The organism is Actinomadura madurae, assembly GCF_047130825.1.
Lineage (GTDB): Bacteria > Actinomycetota > Actinomycetes > Streptosporangiales > Streptosporangiaceae > Spirillospora > Spirillospora madurae.
In genome coordinates this window covers 3,672,833-3,694,344 of sequence record NZ_CP083237.1, presented here as the reverse complement: position 1 = coordinate 3,694,344, position 21,512 = coordinate 3,672,833, and the positions used below count along the sequence as shown (strand labels likewise).

At 74.2% G+C, this 21,512-nt stretch carries 15 protein-coding genes; 5 read left to right on the top strand and 10 right to left on the bottom strand.

All coding sequences use genetic code 11. The features are described from left to right. Nucleotides 1-25 precede the first annotated feature (25 nt). The 4 genes from K8Z49_RS16665 to K8Z49_RS16650 form a co-directional block, all read right to left on the bottom strand. The gene (locus K8Z49_RS16665) at nt 26-910 is read right to left on the bottom strand and encodes an SMP-30/gluconolactonase/LRE family protein (RefSeq protein ID WP_021598505.1); all 885 of its coding nucleotides are present in this window, start codon (nt 908-910) and stop codon (nt 26-28) included. Nucleotides 911-949: 39 nt separating this feature from the next. Then, complete coding sequence (locus K8Z49_RS16660; RefSeq protein WP_021598504.1) at nt 950-1,690, bottom strand: SDR family NAD(P)-dependent oxidoreductase; 741 nt, start codon at nt 1,688-1,690, stop codon at nt 950-952. A 48-nt stretch (nt 1,691-1,738) separates the two neighbouring features. After that, entirely contained in the window at nt 1,739-3,373 is a 1,635-nt protein-coding gene (locus K8Z49_RS16655; protein WP_021598503.1) for a long-chain fatty acid--CoA ligase, read from the bottom strand. A 98-nt stretch (nt 3,374-3,471) separates the two neighbouring features. Continuing rightward, nucleotides 3,472-4,131 carry a TetR/AcrR family transcriptional regulator gene (locus tag K8Z49_RS16650; RefSeq protein WP_021598502.1) on the bottom strand — a complete coding sequence of 220 codons (660 nt, stop codon included), beginning with the start codon at nt 4,129-4,131 and terminating at the stop codon, nt 3,472-3,474. Between the two features lie 154 nt (nt 4,132-4,285). On the opposite strand from K8Z49_RS16650, the gene K8Z49_RS16645 reads away from it, so the two are divergent. Beyond that, nucleotides 4,286-6,157, top strand: a complete 1,872-nt coding sequence (locus tag K8Z49_RS16645; protein WP_021598501.1) for a helix-turn-helix domain-containing protein — start codon at nt 4,286-4,288, stop codon at nt 6,155-6,157. A 47-nt stretch (nt 6,158-6,204) separates the two neighbouring features. Here the strand turns inward: K8Z49_RS16645 and K8Z49_RS16640 are convergent, their stop codons facing one another. From K8Z49_RS16640 to K8Z49_RS16615, 6 genes are all read right to left on the bottom strand, one after another. Next, entirely contained in the window at nt 6,205-6,762 is a 558-nt protein-coding gene (locus K8Z49_RS16640) for a hypothetical protein (protein WP_021598500.1), read from the bottom strand. Nucleotides 6,763-6,839: 77 nt separating this feature from the next. Further along, on the bottom strand, nt 6,840-9,470 hold the full coding sequence (locus tag K8Z49_RS16635; protein ID WP_412519571.1) for an NACHT domain-containing protein: 2,631 nt from the start codon (nt 9,468-9,470) through the stop codon (nt 6,840-6,842). Then, entirely contained in the window at nt 9,467-10,123 is a 657-nt protein-coding gene (locus K8Z49_RS16630; RefSeq protein WP_021598884.1) for a hypothetical protein, read from the bottom strand. Before K8Z49_RS16630 ends, K8Z49_RS16635 begins: the two co-directional genes overlap by 4 nt. 2 nt (nt 10,124-10,125) lie before the next feature. Beyond that, entirely contained in the window at nt 10,126-13,833 is a 3,708-nt protein-coding gene (locus K8Z49_RS16625; protein ID WP_412519569.1) for an AAA family ATPase, read from the bottom strand. Nucleotides 13,834-14,190: 357 nt separating this feature from the next. Next, nucleotides 14,191-14,850 carry a response regulator gene (locus tag K8Z49_RS16620; RefSeq protein WP_021598886.1) on the bottom strand — a complete coding sequence of 220 codons (660 nt, stop codon included), beginning with the start codon at nt 14,848-14,850 and terminating at the stop codon, nt 14,191-14,193. Continuing rightward, nucleotides 14,847-15,989, bottom strand: coding sequence for a sensor histidine kinase (locus tag K8Z49_RS16615; protein ID WP_021598887.1), 1,143 nt, complete (start codon nt 15,987-15,989; stop codon nt 14,847-14,849). Before K8Z49_RS16615 ends, K8Z49_RS16620 begins: the two co-directional genes overlap by 4 nt. 165 nt (nt 15,990-16,154) lie before the next feature. Here K8Z49_RS16615 and K8Z49_RS16610 point away from each other — a divergent pair, with 165 nt between their 5' ends. From K8Z49_RS16610 to K8Z49_RS16595, 4 genes are read left to right on the top strand one after another with little or no spacing between them, the layout of a single operon-like run. Next, nucleotides 16,155-17,615 carry an MFS transporter gene (locus K8Z49_RS16610; RefSeq protein WP_412519566.1) on the top strand — a complete coding sequence of 487 codons (1,461 nt, stop codon included), beginning with the start codon at nt 16,155-16,157 and terminating at the stop codon, nt 17,613-17,615. After that, a complete protein-coding gene (locus tag K8Z49_RS16605; RefSeq protein ID WP_021594139.1) occupies nt 17,612-17,992 on the top strand; it encodes a cupin domain-containing protein in 381 nt (126 codons plus the stop codon). Before K8Z49_RS16610 ends, K8Z49_RS16605 begins: the two co-directional genes overlap by 4 nt. Next, nucleotides 17,989-19,785, top strand: coding sequence for an ABC transporter ATP-binding protein (locus tag K8Z49_RS16600; protein WP_412519564.1), 1,797 nt, complete (start codon nt 17,989-17,991; stop codon nt 19,783-19,785). The genes K8Z49_RS16605 and K8Z49_RS16600 overlap by 4 nt, the downstream gene beginning before the upstream one ends. Then, nucleotides 19,782-21,512, top strand: coding sequence for an ABC transporter ATP-binding protein (locus K8Z49_RS16595; protein WP_075022511.1), 1,731 nt, complete (start codon nt 19,782-19,784; stop codon nt 21,510-21,512). The genes K8Z49_RS16600 and K8Z49_RS16595 overlap by 4 nt, the downstream gene beginning before the upstream one ends.

Genomic DNA, 21,512 nt, shown 5'->3' with positions numbered 1-21,512 from the left:
TCGTGCGGTCCGGGCGCGCCGTGCGTCAGGCCGCGGGCACGGCCACCCGGATGGCGAGCAGCTCCGCCTCCCGGGCGGCCTTGCGGGCGTGCTCATGGAAGTCGGGCGCGGCGCACGCGAAGAGCGTGCGGCCGTCGGAGCCGCCGAGCGCGCAGGCGAAGACGTTGATGCCGAGGCTCAGCTCGTCGGTGATCTCGCCGCCGTCCGTCACGCGGATCAGCCGGGCGCCGAGCGCGTCCGCCACCCACAGCCCGCCGCCGGCGTCCAGGCAGGCGCCGTCCGGGGCGACCGAGACGCTGGCCAGCATCCGCTCGACGGACCGGTCGGTCGGCAGCGGCCCGAACCGGGCCCACGTGCGCCGGTTGACGAGCCGGCCGTCCCCGGTCACGTCGAACGCGCTGATCCGGTCGCCGAACGTCTCGTTCACGACGAGGACGCCGTCCGCCGTGATCGCGCTGCCGTTGGGGAACCAGAGGTCGTCCGCCACCTCGGTCACCTCGCCGCCCGGATCCACCCGGTGCAGGGCCGCCGGCTCCAGCGGCGCGCCGTTCATGAGGTCGAAGCCGAAGTTGCCGACGTACGCCCGGCCCTCGGCGTCGACGACCATGTCGTTGAGGTGGCCCGCCGCGTGCCCGCTCAGGTCCGCGTGGACGGCGAGCGAGCCGTCCGCCTCGCGCCGCAGGATCCTGCGGTCGCGCATGGAGACGATGAGCAGCCGGCCGTCCGGAAGCCAGCCCAGCCCGGACGGCTGCTCGGGGACGTCCGCCTCCACCTGGAGATCGGATCCGTCCTCGCGCACCGAGTACACCTGGTGCGTGTAGAAGTCGGAGAACCAGAGGCGCTCGTCACGCCAGCGCGGCGCCTCCAGGAAGGCGAAGTCGCTGAGCACAGTGCTCGCCTTGGTGGACATGTTGCCTCCTGCGGTTGTGGATGCCGGGACCTGGCCGCGTCACACTGAGATACCCCCGTCCACCGGCAGCACGACGCCGGTGATGTAGGAGGCCTCGGCCGAGGCGAGGAACGCCACGGCGCCGGCGATCTCCGAGGGGTCGGCGAAGCGTCCCATCGGGATCGAGGCGGTGAGCCGCTCCAGCGTCTCGGCCGGGACGGAGTCGATCATGCGGGTCTGCGCGTTGGGCGAGATCGCGTTCACCGTGATGCCGAACCGCGCGAGCTCCTTGGCCGCCGTCTTGGTGAAGCCGATGATGCCGGCCTTGGCCATGGCGTAGTTGGACTGCCCGGGATTGCCCCGCAGCCCGGTGAAGGAGGTGACGTTGATGACGCGCCCGCCGCCCTGCCGCCGGAAGTGGGGGACCGCGGCGCGGGTGAACCGGAACGTTCCGCCGGCGTGGACCGCCATGACGGCCTCGTAGTCCTCGTCCGTGAGCTTCCACAGCACGCCGTCGCGCAGGATGCCCGCGTTGTTGACCAGCACGTCGATGCGGCCGGACTCCGCGACGACCCGCTCCACGACCTCGTTCACCCGCGCGGTGTCGGAGACGTCGGCGACCAGCCCCGTCGCGCCGGTCTCAGCCGCCGCGAGCTTGACCTCCTCGGCGTCGGAGTCGACGAGGTACACCGTCGCGCCCGCGTCCCGGAAGTGCTGCCCGACGGCCCGCCCGACGCCGCGGGCGGCGCCGGTCACGACGACGGTCCGGCCGGTGAAGTCGAAGGTCAGGTTCGACGTCACGACGCCTCCTCCCGGACGGTCACGGCGGCGGGCAGGGGATGGGGCGGGCTACTGGTCGTCGGCATGCTGCTCCTGCTGGTGTGCGGCGAACTGCTCTCTGAGGGTCGTCTTGGAGAACTTGCCGGTCCCGGTCTTGGGGATCTCGGCGAGGATCCGGATCCGCTCGGGGATCCACCAGGAGGCCACCCGGCCGGTCAGGTGCTCCCGCAGGCCCGCCGCGTCGAGGTCGCGCCCGGGGGCGAGGACGACGCAGGCGAGGGGGCGCTCGCCCCACCGGGCGTCCGGCACGCCGATGACCGCCGCCTCCACCACGTCGGGGTGGGCCATGATCTCGTTCTCCAGGGCGCCGGAGGAGATCCACTCGCCGCCCGACTTCACCATGTCCTTGGTGCGGTCGACGATGCGGACGTAGCCGTACCGGTCGATGGTCGCGACGTCGCCGGTGCGCAGCCAGCCGTCCTCGGTGAACTGCGACTCGCCCGGATCGGCGCCGAAGTAGCGGGACGCGACCGTGGGCCCGGCCACCTGGAGCTCGCCGGGCGTCGTGCCGTCGTGGTCGACGCGGCCGCCGTCCTCGCCGACCAGCCGCAGCTCGGTGAGCGGGAGGGACGGGCCGGGAGCGGCGAGTATCGCCCGCCGGGCGCCCGCGTCGAGCCCGTCGTGCACGGTCGCGAGCCGGGCGGAGGCCACCACCGGGCTGGTCTCGGTCATGCCCCACGAGCTGCTGAGCGGGACGCCGGTCGCCTCGTGCCACTCCCGCGCGAGCGCGTCCGGTACCGGGCTGCCCCCGGACACGACCTTGCGCAGCGACGAGACGTCGACCTGCCCGATCAGCGGGAGGAGGGAGCGCCAGATCGCCGGCACCCCGGCCGTGAACGTCACGCGGTGCCCGGACATCTGGCGGGCGAGCGCCGCCGAGTTCATCGCGGGGCCCGGCAGCACGAGGTCGGCGCCGGCGAGCGCCGCGGCGTAGGGCAGGCCCCACGCGTTGACGTGGAACATCGGCACGATCGGCATCACGACGTCGCGCTCGCCGATCCCGAAGTTGTCGGTGCCGAGGATCAGCAGCGTGTGCAGGACGATCGAGCGGTGGCTGTAGAGCACGCCCTTGGGCCGCCCGGTCGTGCCCGAGGTGTAGCAGAGGCTCGCGGCGTCGTTCTCGTCGATCGCGATGGGCGGTGCCTCGCCGGGCGTCTCCGCGAGGAGCGCCTCGTAGTCGATGATCCGGGGGTCGTCCGGTACCTCTTCGGTGCCGCCGTCGTCCATCAGCACGACGTGCCGGACGGCCGGGGCCTTCTCCACCAGAGGCCACACCGTGGCGATGAGGGAGCGGTCGACGAACAGGACGCCGTCCTCGGCGTCGTTGAGGATGTAGGTCAGCTCGGCGGCGAACAGCCGGTGGTTCAGGGTGTGCAGCACCCGGCGGCCGCTCGGCACCCCGAGGTAGAGCTCGACATGGCGCTGGGAGTTCCAGGCGAACGTGCCCACGCGGGCGCCGCGCGGCACGCCGAGGACGTCCAGGGCGGCGGTGAGCCGGCGCGCGCGGGCGACGACCTGCCCCCAGGTGGCGGTGGTCTCGCCGTCGGCGGTGGCGGTGACGACCCGCTTGTGCGCGAACATCCGCTCGGCGCGGCGCATGAGGACGGGGACGTCGAGAGACCGGTCCTGCATCAGACCGTGCATGGAACCTCCGGCACCGCGGCGGGAGCTGGTGCTTACTAAGCGCATAGTTAGCGTCGCGGCGGTCGCTTGTCAACAGGTGGGACGGGACGGGGAACGGCCTACTTCGCGACCAGCTTCAGCGCGAGTTCGGCGTAGAAATCACCGAGCTGCTCCGGCGAGTCGGGGCCGTCGAGCCGGTACCAGCGGACGAGGTCGATGCTCAGCGAGAGCATCGCGCGGGCGACCCGCTTGACGTCGACGTCCGCGAAGGACCCGTCGCCGACCCCGCGGGCGACCGCGTCGCGGAAGAACTCGTTGGTCCGGTGGCGCAGCTCCAGGATCTCCTCGTAGTGCTCGGCCGTCAGCCCGGTCAGCTCGATCTGGCAGACGCGCGCCGCCACGTGATGGCGGGCGTGCCAGATCGTGTACGCCGAGACGATGGCGCGCAGCCGGTCGGCCGCCCCTTCCAGGGCCAGGATGGCGGGATCCTGGACGTGCGACAGGACCCGTTCGTGGCTGACCCGGATGATCTCGAACAGGACCAGTTCCTTCGAGGGGAAGTGGACGTAGAGGGCCGCGGGGCTGAGCCCGACCCCCTCGGCGATGTCCCGCGTCGTCGTCGCGTGGAAGCCGTTGGCGGCGAAGCAGCGCACCGCCGAGGTCAGCAGGTTCCGCTGCACCGTGCCGAGCTCGGCGCGCCACAGATCGGGGGAGTGGTCCTGCAGCCGGGGATCGTCCGCCAGGTCCTGTGCCGTGAACCTGGCCTGCCGTTTGGCCATCCGCGACCCTCGCCTCCTTCACGTGCCCGGCACGGTACCGATGCCGCTCGGCGGGCCCGGCGGACGCGGTCCGCGGCGGCCCCTGACGTCCGCATCCTAGCGGCTGACTATGCGCTTAGTTATAGTGGCGTGTACCGCGTTGACGGGAGAAGGTGTGAACAGGCCCAGTTTTCTCCGGCTTCTCGTCGACGGGGCGCCGCTGCCCCTCTACGACGAGGTCCTGAACCGCATGGTGGCGGAAGCCGCCTCTTCCGCCGAGGTAGCGGACCTCCAGGCGGAGCATACGCTCGCCCTCCACCTTCGCGACACGCTGGAGAAGCGGCATTCCCGCCAGGAACAGCAGCGGGCGCTGGTCGAGTGCGCGAAGGAGCTCGCGGAGGACCGCAGCGACCCCGACACGATCCTGACCCTGATCGTGAGCCAGGCGCAGCGGCTGCTCGGCTGCGACATGGCCTATCTGAGCCTGAACGACAACGAGGAACGCGTCACCTGCATGCGGGTGATGGTCGGCGCGACGTCCTCGGCCTGGAAGGACGTCCGGATCCCGTTCGGCGCCGGCGTCGGCGGCAGGGTCGCCGCCACCGGCACGCCGTTCTCGACGCCCGACTACTTCAGCGACGAGCGCCTGGCGCACGATCCGGACGTCGACGCCTCGGTCAGGGCGGAGCGGCAGGTGTCGATCGTCGGCGTGCCGCTGCGCACCGGCACCGTCATCGGGGTGCTCTTCGGGGCCAACCGCACGCCGGGGCCGTTCTCCCACGACGCCATCGCCCTGCTCGGCTCCTTCGCCGACCTCGCCGCGTCCGCGATCGACCGGGCGCGGGAGAGGTACGAGAAGGACCGGGCGCTGACCGCCCTGCGGCAGCGGACGGTCGACCAGGAGCGGGCGGTCGCGGCGCACGACCAGAGCATGGACATCGTGCTGCGCGGCGGCGGTGTCCAGGAGGTCGTGACCGCGGTGGGCGACCAGCTCGGCGGCGTGCTCGCCATCTTCGACGAGTTCCAGACGCCCGTCGCCTGGACGCCCGGGGCGCCGCCGGAGGCCCTCCAGGCGATGGCGGTCGCGGCGGGCGGCCGGCCGGGCGGCTCCTCCGGCGTCACGCGGGACGGGACGTACTGGGCCACCGGCCTCGTCGCCGGCGGCGAGAACCTCGGCACCCTGGTCTGGGCCCCGCCGGCGGCCCCCGCCGGGGTCGGCGACCTGGACCGGCGCCTGCTCGGGCGGGCGGCCGTCGTCGCCTCGCTGCTCCAGCTGTTCGGCCGCAACCTGGCCGCCGCCGAGGCCCGGGTGCGCGGCGAGCTGCTGGACGACCTGCTCACGCCCAACCCGCGCACGTACTCCTCCCTGGCCGAGCGCGCCCTGCGGATCGGCTACCAGCCGCAGAAGCGGCACGCCGTCGTCGTCGCGCACATCCGGGCGGAGAAACGGCACAGCCTCGCCTCGGTGGCGTCCGACCTCGCGGCCGCCCGCGACGGGCTGAGCACCGTGCGGGACGGTCTCGCGGTGCTGGTCATCCCCTCCGACGACCCGTCGCTCACCGGCCGCCAGATCTCGCGGTCGATGACCACGCGGCTGAGGTCGCCGGTCACCGTCGGCGCCGCGGGGCCGGTCGACGACCCGGCGGACCTGCCCGCCGCCTACGCCGAGGCGCTGGCCTGCGCCCAGGCGCTGCTCCGGCTCGAACGCACCGGCTCCGCCGCCACGGCCGACGACCTCGGCTACGCCGGTCTGCTCCTCGGCGACGGCGCGTCCGCGGCCCGGTTCGTGATGCGGACGCTGGGCCCGGTCATCCAGCACGACGAGCAGCGCTCGACCGTCCTGATGGAGACGCTGGACACCTACTTCGCCACCGGGCAGAGCCTCGTCGCGAGCGCCAAGCGGCTGCACATCCACCCGAACACCGTCACGCAGCGCCTCGACCGGGTCAAGCGCCTCCTCGGCAAGGACTGGAACAGCCCGGATCACACGCTCGAAGTGCAGCTGGCCCTCCGCCTCCACCGCCTCAGCCGCGACCTCGACGACTGACCGCGGGCGGGGGCGGCCGGTCGGTGACCGAGGCGCTTCCCCCCCGGTCAGCGGCGTGCGCCTTCGGTGCAACGATGATCTCCCCGCCCTCCGGCCGCCGGAGGGGCGGCCCAGGGGGATCGCCCGCGCGAGCTGCGGCGGCGGGCCCGGAACGCCGCGACCTTCCTCCTCAGCACGTCGTCCGTCCTCGCCGGCCCCGCGGCGAGGAACTCCTCGCCCGCCTCGGCGCGGTCGGGCTCCAGGCGCGGGGTGGTGCCGCGGTCGGCGATCCGCGCCGAGGTGATCGTGAGTTCGTAGTGGGCCCACACCATGGCGGCGTTGACCAGCCGCCGGGGGGTGGCGCGCACGAGATAGACGTCGGACAGCGCGGTGACGATCAGCAGGACGGGCGCGCCGCCGTCCAGGTTGACCGCCGTGGGGTCCGTCGGCCAGACCGCCACGCGCAGGTGCCGGTCGTCGACGGCGCGCAACTCGCCCCAGTCGGGCACGCAGACCTGGGGCGGCCCGTCCGCGCCGCAGGTGATCATGACGACGGGTCGCTGGTGGGAGGGGGAGCTGGTGATCGCAGTGACGGCGGCTGGGAGTACCCCGTGGCGTTCGATCATACGTTCGATATTACCGCAGAGGGGGGACATCGCGGCATCGGCGCGACGGTGACAGTTCTGGCGACGGCCGGCGATGCTCAGGGCACCGAAAGGTCGTGCGCGCCGCCGCGGGGCCGGTCGCCATCGGTGGTCGCCGCGGCGGTGAGGTAGTCCTGGAGTTCGCGGTGCCGGAACTGGTAGGTGGCACCGCTGACGCGCAGCAGCCTCGCCTCGCAGGCCCAGTCGAGGAAGGTCCACAGCCGCAGCGGGAGCAGACCGCGGGCGGCCGCGACGATCAGGCCGATCATGGTGCGGGACCAGGCGATCGCGCCGAAGGCGAGGCCGAACGCCACGCCGCCGATGAGCGCGCAGGCCAGGGACGTGAGGACGTCCTGGTTCATCACGAACACCAGGAAGGCCGCGACGCCGCCGGTGAGGCCGAACGCGACCCCGATCATCGGGTTGCGGTGCAGGGCCTCGCGGGGGTGGGCCAGCTCGGCGTCCTTGCTCCAGCCGCCCGTGGCGATCTTGAAGGTGATGCCGAGCGCGACGGCCAGGGCGAACGCGCCCGCGACCCCCGCGGCAAGGGGGAGCGGGTCGGCGTGGGCGAGGCGGACCGGCGGCAGCCCGGTGAGGGCGCCGCACAGGCCGAAGCCCAGCAGGGTGAGCGGCTGGGCGCGGACAGCCTCCGGCACGGTCAGGCGCTCGGCTCCCCGCCGCCCGATCGCGGTCAGCCCGATGACCGCCCCGAACACCGTGCCGCCGGTCGCGCCCGCGGCGGCGGCGAAGGCGGGACCGAAGACGTCGCCGCCGGTCAGCGCGAACCCGGTCAGTCCGCCCAGCACGCCGGCCGGGGCGCCGGCGAGGGCGCCGAGCAGGCCGCCGGTCACGCGCCGCCGGTAGGGCACGCTGGTGCGCCCGCCGGCGGCGGTCGGCCACGGCGACAGGGCCAGGCCGGTCGCGGTCGCCACCCAGCCCGCCATGAGCGCCAGGGTGAGCCCCGCCTCCGGGACGGGGACGCCGAGCGGGTCGCCGGGACGGTCGAGGGCCGAGCCCGTCCAGAACGCCAGCATCGCGACGACCGCGAGGGCCGCGCAGCACAGGCCGTGCAGGGCCCGGATCCGGCGCCGGCCGCCGATCGGCCACAGCAGGTGCGGGACGATGTCGATCGCCGTCAGGCCGGACGGCGGCCGGTCCGTCTGGGCGGCCTGCCACTGGAGGTGGGCGGCCAGGCGCACGAGCCACGAACGCACCTGTTCGGGACGGTAGGGGACCCCGTGGGTGGTGCGGGGCGTCAGCCGGGTCGCCGCGGGGATGTAGGCGTCCAGGAGCCTGCGGGTGATCCGCGATGCCTCGGTGTAGGGGTCGCCGGCCGGGTCGGCGCCGAGCAGCTCGGCCGGGTCGGCGCCGGACTCCACGGCGGTCGCGGTCAGCAGCAGCCGCCACGGGGTGGCCAGGGCGGTGTGGACCGCCTTGCCCGCCGGGCCCGACAGGGCCGCGAGGATGCCGTCCCGGCCCGTCCGGTGCGGGTGGCCGTCCGGCCAGCGGGCGCGCAGGTAGGTGTCGATCTGCTCGATCGTCAGGTCGTGCAGGTGGATCCGGACCGCGCCGTCGAGCCCGGCCCGCGCCTCCGACAGCTCGGCGTGGCGGTCGGCCCGGCAGGTCACCACGGCCGCGCCGGGCCGCCGTCCGGAGAAGTCGCTGTACCGGTTGAGCTCGGTGAGCAGCCCGATCGCGCGGCGGGGCGGGCCGGTGGCGGGTTCGGGGTCCAGCTCGTCCAGCCCGTCCACGACCGGCAGCACCCGGCGGTCCCGCACCAGCCGCTCGGCGTCCCCGGACGAGAGCCCGAAGTCCTGCACCAGCTGCTCGCTCAGCCATGACTCGAACGGGGTGCCCGGGGTCCACCGGGCGGCGTTCAGGCGTACCGGCACCATCGCGCGGCCGTCCGCAGGCCCGCCGGACGTCATGAAGGACTCCAGGAGCTGCAGGACGAGCTCGATGGCGAGGACCGTCTTGCCCGCCCCCGACTCGCCCACGACGAGCAGGCGTTTCGAGGGCAGGCCGGTGAAGACGCGGCCGATCGAGGAGAGGTCGTCCGCCACCTCGGCCGCGGCGTCCCGGGGGAGCGGTCCCGTGTCCGGTCCGAAGGAGACCGGCGCGATGCTGTAGCCGCCGAGCAGGCCTTTGCGCGCTCTGTCCTCCTCGCGGACCACCCGGCGCGCCAGCAGTTCCAGGGCTTGGTCCGGCTCGGCACGGACGATGGTCCGCTCCGCCTGGACCGTCGCGCCGACCGTCACGGCCGCCTCTTCCCGCACGGCCGCCTCTTCCCGCACGGCCGGTTCTTCCCGCGCCGCCGGTTCCTCCGGCACCGGGCCGGGGGAGGACCCGGCGAGCACGTCTCTGGCCGCCCGCCAGCGCTGGAGCTCCCCGGGGATCAGCTCGGCCGGATGGTCGCCGTTGCGGAGGCAGGCGGTGACGAACGCCTTCACGAAGTCCCAGCGGGGCAGCTTGCCGGTCTGCCGCAGGACGTGCGAGGTCGTGCTCTTGGGCAGCGCGTCGATCGTGGTCCCGTCGGAGGACACGATCTGGCCGCCGAGGGCGCGGAGCCTGCTCAGCGACGGCTCGCCCGCCCACCGCCGCAGCAGGACGAGCGACCGGACGAAGTCCGCCGTCGTGCCGTCCTCCCGCGGACCCGGAGGAGCCGGTGGACCGGACCGGTCCGTGGTCATCGGCCCGCCCTCCTCACCAGCGACCACTCGAACTCCGCCCAGCCGCGCCCTCGCCACCGGCCGCCCTCCCGGACGGTGCCCTCCAGCGTCTGCACATGGCGTGATTCCATCAGGAAGTTGCGCGCCTCGTCGACGGCGACCAGCTCGCGGCCGACCGCGATGGGGACGAACCCGTGCTTGGGGATGTAGACCCATCGGCCGCGATCCCAGTCGTAGGGATCGAACCAATGGTGGCGGACCGTTCCCGACACCCGTGTCTCCGCTCCCGTCCGGGTCAGCGTGAACGAGCCCTCCGAGCGCAGGAGGCTCATCCGGCTGACATAGAACAGCTCCGTGCCGATGAACGCGTTGATCCGGGCGTCCCAGTGGTCGTGCACCCAGGTCGAGGAGCCGTCGCGCATCTTCCTCGCCTCCCGTTCGAGCTGCCGCTCGAACCGGCGGTGGTTCTTGCGCTCGGCCCGCTGGATCGCCTTGAAGGAGCGCAGCCAGCGCAGCGACATCGTCCTGGAGGCGCCGGCGCCGTCCATGAAGTGCTCCAGGAAGTCGCCCGCGATCGGGTGGACCTGCCTGCCCTCGTCGATGATCGAGCGGAACAGCGCGACCAGTTCCGGGGCGGGCCTGTCGGTCCGCCGCCGGAAACCGCGAAGGAACATTCCTAGCGACATATCTGCTGGTAAGGCTCGTCCGGGATGTACTGCTTCCATTCGGCGCGGGTGAGGGACCGGCCCGCGCCCGCGCAGACCGTCCCGGCGGGGTCGGCGGGCACGGCGACGTCCCACAGCCGCACCTTCTTGTCGTTGCCCACGCTGGCGAGGGCGCGCCCGTCCGGGCTGTAGGCGAGGGCCGTGACCGATCCGGTATGGCCCGTCAGCGGCGGCCCGATCTGGCGGCGTGTCCGCAGGTCCCACAGCCGCACGCTCTCGTCCACCGAGCCGGTGGCGAGGACGGTGCCGTCCGGGCTGAAGGCGGTCGTGTAGACGGCGTCGGTGTGGCCGGTGAGGGCGGCTCCGCTCTCGCGGCGGCGCGCCACGTCCCACAGCCGCACGGTGCCGTCGCCCGGCGAGGTGGCGAGGGTCCCGCCGTCCGGGGAGAACGTCAGGTCGCCGGTGAGGGCTCCGCCGACCGCGTTCGGCAGCGCGCGCCCGACCTGGCGGCGGGCGGCCACATCGAAGAACCGGACGGCGCGGTCATTGCCCGCGGTGGCCAGCAGAGTGCCGTCGGGGCTGAACGACATCGTCTCGACCGAGTCGGCGCCGCCCGGGAAGGTGATGCGGGGCCCGACCTCGCGGCGGCGGGCGAGGTCCCAGAACCCGATGACATCGCGGGTGCGGAAGGCCATGAGCCGGCCGTCGGGGCTGAGCTCGACGGCCCAGCCCTCCTTGCCCGTGTCGACGGGCGGGCCGGCCTGGCGCTGGGTGGCGGTGTCCCACACCCTGATGACGCCGCCGGCGCTCACCGTGATGAGCGTCCTCCCGCCCGGCCCGAAGCCGATCTCGAACACCGTGTTCTGACCGGACGGCGGGCCGCCGGGTTCCAGACCGTCGCCGATCTGGCGCTGGGTCGCCACGTCCCACAGCCGCGCCGCGCGGTCGGCCTCCGTCGTGCCGGGAGCGCCGGCGCCGGGACCCGGGGCGGCGAGGGTCCTGCCGTCCGGGCTGAAGGCGACGGCGGACAGGCTGGTCATCGTCGTGCCGAGCTGCCGGTGGACCCGGGCGTCCCACAACCACACGGTGGCCTCGTCGCCGATGGCGACGAGGGTCCTCCCGTCCGGTCCGTACTCCACCGCGCGGACGGGAAGCCGCTGATCGTTCAGTGCCGGGCCCACCTGCCGGTGGGCGACGGTGTCCCACAGCCGGAGGTAGCCGTCCTCTCCGGCGGTGGCGAGCCTCGTGCCGTCCGGGCTGAAGGCCACGCTGGAGAAGGGGCGGCCCTCAGCCGGGCCGCGCAGTGCGCCGCCGATCTGCTTGCGGGTGGAGATGTTCCACAGCCGGGCGGTCTTGTCCTTGCTCACGGTCGCCAGGGTCGTCCCGTCCGGGCTGATGGACAGGTCGTCGATGCCGTCGGAGTGCCCGGTGAACGCCTTTCCGGCCTGGCGCCGCGTCGCGGTGTCCCAGAGCCGCGCGGTGCCGTCGGCCCCGGCGGTGACCAGGTGCCTCCCGTCCGGGGTGAAGGCCACCGCGCGGATGGCGTGGCCGCCGGACTTCGTGTCGGGGGTGCCGAGGGTGGGGCCGATCTGCTCGCGGGCGGCGATGTCCCACAGCCGGGTGGTGCCCTCGTAGGTCGACGTGGCGAGAGTCCTTCCGTCCGGGCTGAAGGCCATGGTCTGCGCGAAACCCAGCAGCTCGTCGGGATCCTGGGTGTTCAGCGGGCCGCCCGACGGCTTCCGCGTGGCCACGTCCCAGAACCGGACGGTCATCTCGCAGACCACGGCCAGGGTCTTCCCGTCGGGGCTGAAGGCCACGTCGAAGCCCGCGCCGCAGCCGCCCTCCGGATGGGTGACCGGGCCGCCGAGCCGCCGGCGGGTCGCGGTGTCCCACAATTGCACGGCGCCGGTGTCGCCCCTCCCGACCGCCATGACCGAGCCGCGCGGGGCGAGCGCCAGCTCCTCGTCGGGGACGCTCCCGCCGTACCCGGGCAGGACGGCCCGCGCCGGACGCGCCGTCGCGTCCAGCATCCGGTACCGGGCCTCCGGGGTCGGCGCGATCCGCCACGCCGCCACCGCGAGCAGGGCGGAGATCACCGGGTCGTCGGCGATCTCGCTCTGCGCCGCCAGCTGCCGCGACACCGCCAGGCCGCGCTGCCGGTCGGCGTTGCCCGCGGCGTCCACCGCGGCGACGGCGGCGAGCACGGCGGCCGCCGCCAGGACCGCCAGCCCCGCCATGACCATGCCGCGGCGGCGGCTCGCCCGCCTGGCGGCCGCCGCCGACGCCGCGACGAACCCCGTCACGGTGGAGCCGGGCGGCGGGAAGCTGTCGAGGTCGCGCTCCCAGCGAAGCCGCGCGTCCTCGACCGACAGCAGCCGGGCGCCCCGGTACAGGAACGCGGGGTCACGGTGGTTCTCGTCCCACCGCTCGGCGTCCTCGACCAGCCGGTCGTACACCGCCTGCGCGGTCAGGTCGGGTTCGAGCCACTGCCGCAGCGTCGGCCAGCCGGTGAGCAGCGCGTCGTGCGCGATCTCGACGCCGTCCTCGTGCAGGGTGAGCAACCGCCGGCCGGCGAACGCCGACAGCAGCGCCTCGACCCGCTCGCGCCGCTCCGCCGAGTCCGCCCCCGCGGCGGCATGGATCTCGGCCGGGGTGGCGGCGCGCCGCGCCGCCCGTCCGCCCGCCGTGATCACCGTTAACCGGCGGAACACCCTGAGCGCGGTCTTGCGGTCCTCCGGCGGCAGGTGCGCGAGGACCTGGTCGGCCGTGCGCTGCACCGAGTCGCGGACCCGGCCCGAGTCCTCATAGCCGCGGACGGTCAGCCGGCCGTTCTCGCGCCTCTCCCACGTGTTGAGCAGCGCCTGCGACAGCAGCGGCAGGGCCCCGGGCTCGTAACGGCCCTCGGCCGTGCGGCCCTCGCCCAGCTCGCTCAGGATCAGCTCCACCAGGCCGGGCTCGAGCTCCAGCCCGGCCGCCGCCGCGGGACCGGTGACGGCCAGCCGCAGATCCGACTCCGTCATCGGCTCGACGATGACCTGGCCGTCCTGGATGGCCTCGGCGAACTGCGGATAGGCCGCGCAGCGGTCCCAGTAGTCCGCGCGCACACCGACCACCACCCCGGCGCGGCGCGGCCCCTCGGCCATGGCGTGCAGCGCGCGCACGAACACCTGCCGCTCCCGCTCGTCGGAGACCAGGGTGAACAGATCCTCGAACTGGTCGACCACCAGCACGAAACGGCCGTCCGGGGCGGCCGACTCGGAGGGCCCGGAAGGGAGGTCCCACGGGTCGTCGCGCAGGCGCTCGTCCACCGCCTCGACCGGCCCGCCGAAGGCCCGCGTCCAGGCCTCCGCCAGCGCCCGCAGCGGCGTCGCGGTCGGTGTCATCAGCAGGCGCGGCCACAGCGCCGACCCGGCGAGCGGCAACGCGCCCTCCGCCAGCGCGGGCAGCAGGCCCGCCCGCAGCAGCGACGACTTGCCGACCCCCGATGCACCCGACACCAGCAGGATCGTCCCGCGCTCCTTCAGCCGCGGCCCCAACCGGTCGACGAGATTGCGGGTCGCCTGGACGCGCCCGAAGAACACGTCGGTCCGGTCGGCCTCGAACGGCGCCAGACCTTGATATGGGCAGACATCTCTTTCATCGGGCCGCCGGGCTTCACCGTTCCTCAGCGGTACCTGGGCCACGGCACTTCCGTGATCATCATCGTCCACCTCGGCCATGCGTCTCATTCTCGCACCGCGCGCCGCCGCGTGATCAGGGTCGTCCGATTCCGTCCAGCCGCCGTCCACGGCCGGACCGGACGGGAGGGAGCGCGCGAAACCCTAGGTCATCAGGCTGCTCGGTTCACCGCGGCCGTATTGAGGCTGTCCGAATCCGCGCAATTCCGTTCGACGCCTGATCCATACCCGCGGGGCCGCGTTCGATGGACGCGGGAGACGGGACGAAGACCGGTGAAAGAAGGGGGAGTAACCCGTCCTGATCATCGGGCACGTTATCGGGACGATGAGAATATCGACGACGGGGGACCCGCCGCGCCGGAGGACGCCGCGGCTCGGTCAGGCGGGGGTGTGAGGCCGTCAGGTGCGGCGCGGGGTGACGAGGCCGGACTCGTAGGCGAAGACCACGAGCTGGGCGCGGTCCCTGGCCCGGAGCTTGGTCATCGCCCTGCTGACGTGGGTCTTCGCGGTCGTCGGGCTGATCACCATCTGCGCGGCGATCTCGTCGTTGGACAGGCCTCGGGCCACCAGCGCGGTGACCTCGCGCTCGCGGTTGGTCAGCACGTCGAGGACCGCGGGCATGGGCTCGGGGCGGCGGGTGACGTACTCGCCGATCAGGCGGCGGGTGATCGCGGGGGACAGCAGCGCGTCGCCGCGGGCCGCGACCCGGACCCCCTGCACCAGGTCGGCGGGCTCGGTGTCCTTGACCATGAACCCGCAGGCGCCGGCGCGCAGCGCGTTGAAGACGTACTCGTCCAGGCCGTAGTTGGTGAGGATCACGACGTGGACGCCGCCCAGCCGCTCGTCGGCGACGATCCGCCGGGTCGCCTCGATGCCGTCCATCACCGGCATCTGGACGTCGACGAGGGCGACGTCGGGCCGGTGCTCGACGGCGAGCGCGACGCCCCGCTCGCCGTCCGCGGCCTCGGCCACCACCTCGATGTCGTCCTCGATCTCCAGCAGCGCGCGGAACCCGCCGCGGATGAGCGCCTGGTCGTCGACGAGCAGCACGCGGATCACGCCGGTCCTCCGAGAGGCAGCTCGGCGCGGACGGTGAAGCCGGACTCGGGACGCGGCTCGGCCCGCAACCGGCCGCCGAGGGCCGTGACGCGCTCGCGCATGCCGAGCAGGCCCGTGCCGGGGACGGGCGGCGCGTCCGGGTCGGCCTCGCCGTGGTCGTCGACCCGCACGACGAGGTCCTCCTGCCGGTAGTCGATGACCACCTCCGCGGCCGCCCCGCCGGCGTGCCGGGACACGTTGGTGAGCGCCTCCTGGACGATCCGGTACGCGGCCCGGTCCACCTCGGGCGGCAGCTCCCGGGGCGTGCCGGTGACCGTCACCGTGACCGGGAGGCCGGTCGAGCGGGCCCGCTCGACCAGGTCGTCCAGCCGGTCGAGGCCGCTGGCCGCGGTCTCGCCCTCGGAGCGGTCGTGGTCGCGCAGGACCTCCAGGGTCGCGCGCAGCTCGCGCATGGCGTCGCCGCTGGCCTCCTGGATGGCGACCAGCGCGGGGGGCACGTCCTCGCCCCGCCGGTGCGCCAGGTGGACGGCCACCCCCGCCTGGACCTTGATGATCGAGATGCTGTGGGTGAGGGAGTCGTGCAGCTCCCGGGCGATGCGCAGCCGCTCCTCGCCCGCGCGGCGCAGCGCCGCCTCCTCGCGGGTCCGCTCGGCCTCGGCGGCCCGCCGCTCGGCCTCCTCCAGGTACGCCTGCCGGTGCCGGGTCACCGTCGCCGCCGCCCCGGCCGCGACGAACCAGCCGACCAGCAGCGAGGTGCTCTGGAAGTTCTGCCCGGCCCCCTCGGCGCCGGGCAGGTTCACCGCGAAGCCGGTCCCGAGGAAGACCAGGCTCGCCACCGCCGCCACCAGCTGGTGTCCGGCCCAGACCGCGGCGAACACCGCCACCATCACGGGGTAGGCGACCGCCGGACCCGGCTGGAGGTGCGCCGCGACCGCGAGCATGCAGGCCGCGCTGGCGAACAGCGCCACCAGGGGCGCCCGCCGCCAGGCGACGAGCGCGAGCGACCCGGCGAGGACGCCCGCGAAGTCCGGCGCGCCCGCGTCCGGCGTGTAGAGCAGGATGGCCGACAGCAGGACGGCCATCCCCGCGGCGAGCAGACCGTCCTGGGCGAGCGGCTGCAACCGGCCAATGAACCTCATTCGTGCAGATTAGAGCCTTTTTGTGGCGGAGTCCTCCGCAGCAGGTCGTAAGAGATCAGTACTCCCGGCGAAGTAGTCGCGCGGTCCGTACTCCCCGCGTGCCAGGCGGAGATGTCTTCCCGTGCAGGACGACCGCCGGCCGGTCCGGGGCCCACGATGTCCGGCATGACGGTCAAGGAATCGGTGGCCCGGAGCGCGGCCACCCGGACGGCCCCCCGGCCGGGGCTCACCCTCGCCGCGGTGGCCGTCGTGCAGTTCATGGTGTCGCTGGACCTGTCGGTGGTGAACGTCGGCCTGCCCGAGATCGCCGCCGGGCTCGGCTTCGGCCCGGTGGGGCTGACCTGGGTGATCCACGCGTACGCGCTGACCTTCGGCGGGCTGCTCCTGCTGGGCGGCAAGGCCGCCGACCGGTACGGCCGCAAGCGGGTCCTGTTGCTCGGGCTGGGGCTGTTCGGCCTGGCGTCCTTCGCCGGAGGGTTCGCCCAGGAGCCCGGCCACCTGGTGGCCGCCCGCGCCGCGCAGGGGATCGGGGCGGCCGCGCTGGCCCCGGCCGCGCTGGCGCTGCTGGCCGCGACGTTCCCCGGGGGCCGGGAACGCGTCCGGGCGTTCGGGGTCTGGAGCGCGACGAACGCCGCCGGCGGCGCCCTCGGCGTGCTGATCGGCGGCCTGCTCACCGAGTACGCCGGCTGGCGCTGGGTGATGTTCGTCAACGTCCCGATGGCCGCCGCCGCGCTGGCCCTGGCGTGGCGGGGCGTCGCCGCCGGACCGCCGGCCGCCCGCGGGGGCCGGCCGGACGTGCTCGGCGCCGTCCTGGCGACGGCGGGCATGACCCTGCTGGTGTTCGGCGTCGTCCGCACCGACCAGCACGGATGGACGTCGCCGGTCACGCTGGCGACCCTGGCGGCCGCCACCGCGCTGCTGGCCGCGTTCGTCATCGTCGAGCGGACCACCACCCGCGATCCGCTGATCCGGCTCGGCCTGTTCGCCAACCGCTCGGTCACCGGCGCCAACACCTACATCCTCCTGGTGGGCGCGGCGATGGCCTCGTCGTTCTACTTCATGTCCCTCTACCTGCAGCGGGTCCTCGGGACGGGGCCGGCGCTGACCGGGATCGAGTTCGTGCCGTTCGCGCTCGGCGTCGTCGCCGGATCGGTGCTGGCCGTCCGGCTCGGCTACCGGTTCCCGCCGCGGATCCTGCTGGTCATCGGCGGGCTGCTGACGGCGGCCGGGTTCGCCTGGTTCGGCATGATCGACGCCGACGGCGGCTACCTCACCGACGTCCTCGGCCCGTCGATGCTCGCGAGCGTCGGCTTCGGGCTCTGCCTGGCCCCGGTCGTCTCCACCGGCACCACGGGCGTCGCCGCCCACGAGACCGGCACCGCCTCCGCGCTGCTCAACAGCTCGCGGCAGATCGGGGCCTCGCTCGGGCTCGCCGCCCTCGGCACCGCCGCCCAGCACCGCACCGGCCGGGCCGGCACGCCCGAGGCGCTCAACGACGGCTACGCGCTCGGCATGATCCTCGGCGCCGGGCTCCTGGTCGGCGCCGTCGTCATCGCCTTCACCGTCCTGCGGCGGACGGGCCCGGCGCCGGAGCCCGAGCACCTCGCGACGGAGGTTCAGGCATGACCGTCACCCCGATCGACCTGTTCGCGTCCCTGCTCCGCCTCCGCCAGGACGGCGGGATCCACGCCGGGCCGCGGGCGTCCGACCCCGAACCGGACGGCTGGCAGTTGACGGCCGTGCACGCCAAGACCGGCGCCGACGTCCACGCCGACCACTGGGAACTGCACCCCGAAGCCGAGGAGGTCGTGTCCTGCCTCATCGGGAAGGTGCGCCTCTACCTGCGGGAGGAGGCGCCGGGGCGGCGGGACGAGGAGATCAGGCTGCCGGCCGGGACCGCCGCGATCGTCCCGCGCGGGCGGTGGCACCGCATCGCGCTGGACGTCCCCAGCACCGTCCTCACCGTCACCCTCCCGCGCGGCAGCCGGATGGAGAAGCGATGACCGCCGCACCGCAGGCAGATCCCGGCCGCGCGGCCGGACCGAGCATGGCGGGGCTGGTGCGCCCCTTCGCACCGGCGTTCGCCGCCGTCGTGATCCTGCAGGTGATCGGGGCCGTCGCGGGCCTGGCGCCGCTGCTCGCGGTCGTCGAGCTGGGGCGCGCCCTCCTGGCGCCCGGCCCGGTCGACCACGGCCACGTCCGGCTCGTCGTGGCCGCGGGCGCGGCCGGCCTGCTCGTCCGGCTGCTGTTCACGGCCGCGTCGTCCGGGATCGGGCACCTGCTCGACGGCCGGGTGCAGCTGGCGTTCCGCCGCCTGCTGGCCGCGCGGCTCGGGCAGGCCCCGATCGGCTGGTTCTCCCGGCGCCGGACCGGCGAGCTGGCGAAGGTCGTCGGGGAGGACGTGGCCGCCGTGCACCCGTTCATCGCCCACACCCCCGGCGAGCTCATCTCCGCCTTCGCGGTGCCGTTGGTGGCGCTGGCCTACCTGTTCACCGTCGACTGGCGGCTCACGCTGATCACCTTGATCCCGGTGGCGCTGGCCGTGGCGCTGGTGCCGCTCATGATGACGCCGTCCCGGCTGCGCGAGCAGCGGGAGTTCGACGCGGCCATGGCCGGGATCGCGAACTCCGTCGTCGAGTTCGTGCAGGGCATCGCGGTGGTCAAGGCGTTCGGCGGAGGCCGGCGCGCCCACGACAGGTTCCTCGCCGCCGTGGACGGTTTCGTCGACAGCTTCTTCCGGATGGTCCGCGCCCTCGCGGGGATCGCCGCCGGGATGCAGGTGGCGCTGTCGCCGCCGTTCGTGCTGCTGGTCGTGCTGATCGGCGGGACGGCCCGGATCACGAGCGGCGCCATGGCTCCGGCCGACCTGCTGCCCTTCCTGCTGCTGGGGCTCGGGCTCACCGCCCCGGTGGAGGCGCTCGGCCACGGCTTCGACGACATGCAGACGGCCCGGCGCGCGGTCGGCCGGATCCGGGACGTCCTCGCGGTGGACCCGCTCCCGGAGCCCGCCCATCCGGCCGTGCCGCGAGGCCACCGGGTGGAGCTGCGCGACGTCCGGTTCGGGTACGACGCCGATCACGAGGTGCTGCGCGGGATCGACCTGGTGCTGGAGCCGGGGACGGTCACCGCGCTCGTGGGCCCGTCGGGCGGCGGGAAGTCCACGCTGGTCCAGCTGCTGCCGCGGTTCTTCGACCCGACCTGCGGCTCGGTCGTCCTCGGCGGTGCCGACCTGCGCGAGATCGCCGGCCGGGACCTCTACCGGACGGTCTCCTTCGTCTTCCAGGACGTCCGCCTGCTGCGCGCGACGGTCGCCGACAACATCGCGCTGGCGGTGCCGCACGCCGGCCTCGACGCCGTCGTCCGCGCCGCCCGGCTGGCCGGCGTCCACGACCGGATCCTCGAACTGCCGCGCGGGTACGACACCGTGATCGGCGAAGAGGCCGGGCTGTCGGGCGGCGAGGCGCAGCGGATCTCGATCGCCCGCGCGCTGCTCGCCGACACGCCCGTCCTGGTGCTCGACGAGGCGACCGCCTTCGCCGACCCGCAGACGGAACGGGCGCTGCGCCGGGCGCTGGCGTCGCTGGGGGACGACCGCACGATCCTGGTCATCGCCCATCGCCCGGAGACGGTCGCCGGCGCCGACACCGTCGTGCTGCTGGAGGACGGGGTGATCGTCGAGCGCGGCGCCCCCGCCGAGCTGCTGGCGCGGGACGGAAGGTTCGCGGCGTTCTGGCGAGACCGCCGGTCCGTGGTCGCCGATGACGACGGCATCCTGCGAGGAGACGAGCTCCGATGATCCGACTGCTGCTTCGCGTCCTCGGCCCGGAATACGCCCGGCCCGTGCGTCGCGCCCTGGCCCTGATGACGGCGACCGCGGTGCTGGAGGGGCTGTCCTACGCGCTGCTGATCCCCGTGCTGCGGGCGCTGTTCGGGAGCACGCCCGCGGACGCGCGGCCCTGGCTGGTCGCGTTCGGGGCGGCGGTCGCTGTCTACGCGGTGCTGCGCTATGTCAGCGACCTGTCGGGGTTCCGCGCCGCGACCACGCTGCTGCGCGGCACGTATCGCCGCCTCGGCGACCATCTGGCCCGGCTCCCGATCGGCTGGCACCACCCGGGACGCGTCGGGGAGGTGTCGGTCCTGGCCAGCCGCGGTGTGCTGCAGGCGATGAGCGTGATCGCGCACCTGATGGCCCCGCTCGTCTCCGCCGCCGTGACCCCGCTGACGATCGTCGTGGTGATGCTCGCCTTCAACTGGCGGATGGGACTGGCGGCGCTGCTCGGCGTTCCGGTCGTGGCGGCGATCCAGGTCCGGGCGGGACGGTCGATGGCCGCCGCCGACGCCGAGCGCGCCGAACACGACCGGGAGGCCACCGGACGGGTCATCGAGTATCTCCAGGCCCAGCCCGTCCTGCGCGCCGGCGGCCGGGCCGCCGAACGCTTCGAGCTGCTCGACGGCTCGCTGCGCGACGTCCAGCGCGCGTCCCGCCGGCTCACGCTGTCGGCGCTGCCGGGGGCCCTGGGCCTGACGCTGACGGTGCAGGCGGTGTTCACCGTGCTGCTCGTCCTCGGCGCCTACCTCGCGCTCGGCGGGGACGTCGGCGCGGCGGAGGTCCTGGCGATCCTCGTGCTCGCCGCCCGCTGCGCGGATCCGCTGCTGTCGCTGGCCGAGATCGGGGGCCGGCTGCGCGGCGCGCGGTCCGAGCTGGTCAGGCTGGACGCGGTGCTGCGCGCCGAGCCGCTGCCGGAATCCTCCGAGCCGATCGTGCCGGCGCACCACGACCTGGAGTTCGAGTCCGTCGTCTTCCGCCATGGCGACCGCACGGTTCTCGACGACGTGTCGCTGTCCGTCCCGGCGGGGCAGCGGCTCGCCATCGTGGGGCCGTCGGGTGCGGGCAAGAGCACCCTGCTCCAACTCCTGGCGCGGTTCTACGACGTGGACGGCGGCGCGGTGCGCGTCGGCGGTGCCGACGTCCGCGACATCACCACGGAGGAGCTGATGTCGCGGATCGCCATCGTCTTCCAGGACGTCTACCTCTTCGACGGCACGATCGAGGAGAACGTGCGGCTCGGACGTCCGGACGCCACCGAGGCCGAGGTGCGGGCGGCGGCGTCCGCGGCGCGGCTGGACGAGGTGGTCGAGCGGCTGCCCGGCGGATGGGCGGCGGACGTCGGCGAGGGCGGGGCCCTGCTGTCGGGCGGCGAGCGCCAGCGCGTCTCGATCGCGCGGGCGCTGCTGAAGGACGCGCCCATCGTCCTGCTGGACGAAGTGACCTCCGCGCTGGACCCGGTCAACGAGGCGGCCGTCCACGAGGGGATCGAGCAGCTCATGGCCGGCCGGACCGTCGTGATGGTGGCGCACCGGCTCCGCACCGTCCGGCGCGCCGACCGCATCGCCTTCCTGGACGGCGGCCGGATCGCCGAGGAGGGCGACCACGATGACCTGCTGCGCCGCGGCGGCCGCTACGCCGGCTTCTGGAACGTCGCCCTGTCACCGGCAACCGGGGCACCCGTGGCGCGCGACTGA

What these genes read in the sequence shown, in the direction of transcription:
- K8Z49_RS16665 (WP_021598505.1), bottom strand. Translation starts at nt 910, where the DNA reads ATGTCCACCAAGGCGAGCACTGTGCTCAGCGACTTCGCCTTCCTGGAG.
- K8Z49_RS16655 (WP_021598503.1), bottom strand. Translation starts at nt 3,373, where the DNA reads ATGCACGGTCTGATGCAGGACCGGTCTCTCGACGTCCCCGTCCTCATG.
- K8Z49_RS16650 (WP_021598502.1), bottom strand. Translation starts at nt 4,131, where the DNA reads ATGGCCAAACGGCAGGCCAGGTTCACGGCACAGGACCTGGCGGACGAT.
- K8Z49_RS16640 (WP_021598500.1), bottom strand. Translation starts at nt 6,762, where the DNA reads ATGATCGAACGCCACGGGGTACTCCCAGCCGCCGTCACTGCGATCACC.
- K8Z49_RS16635 (WP_412519571.1), bottom strand. Translation starts at nt 9,470, where the DNA reads ATGACCACGGACCGGTCCGGTCCACCGGCTCCTCCGGGTCCGCGGGAG.
- K8Z49_RS16630 (WP_021598884.1), bottom strand. Translation starts at nt 10,123, where the DNA reads ATGTTCCTTCGCGGTTTCCGGCGGCGGACCGACAGGCCCGCCCCGGAA.
- K8Z49_RS16625 (WP_412519569.1), bottom strand. Translation starts at nt 13,833, where the DNA reads ATGGCCGAGGTGGACGATGATGATCACGGAAGTGCCGTGGCCCAGGTA.
- K8Z49_RS16615 (WP_021598887.1), bottom strand. Translation starts at nt 15,989, where the DNA reads ATGAGGTTCATTGGCCGGTTGCAGCCGCTCGCCCAGGACGGTCTGCTC.
- K8Z49_RS16610 (WP_412519566.1), top strand. Translation starts at nt 16,155, where the DNA reads ATGACGGTCAAGGAATCGGTGGCCCGGAGCGCGGCCACCCGGACGGCC.
- K8Z49_RS16605 (WP_021594139.1), top strand. Translation starts at nt 17,612, where the DNA reads ATGACCGTCACCCCGATCGACCTGTTCGCGTCCCTGCTCCGCCTCCGC.
- K8Z49_RS16600 (WP_412519564.1), top strand. Translation starts at nt 17,989, where the DNA reads ATGACCGCCGCACCGCAGGCAGATCCCGGCCGCGCGGCCGGACCGAGC.
- K8Z49_RS16595 (WP_075022511.1), top strand. Translation starts at nt 19,782, where the DNA reads ATGATCCGACTGCTGCTTCGCGTCCTCGGCCCGGAATACGCCCGGCCC.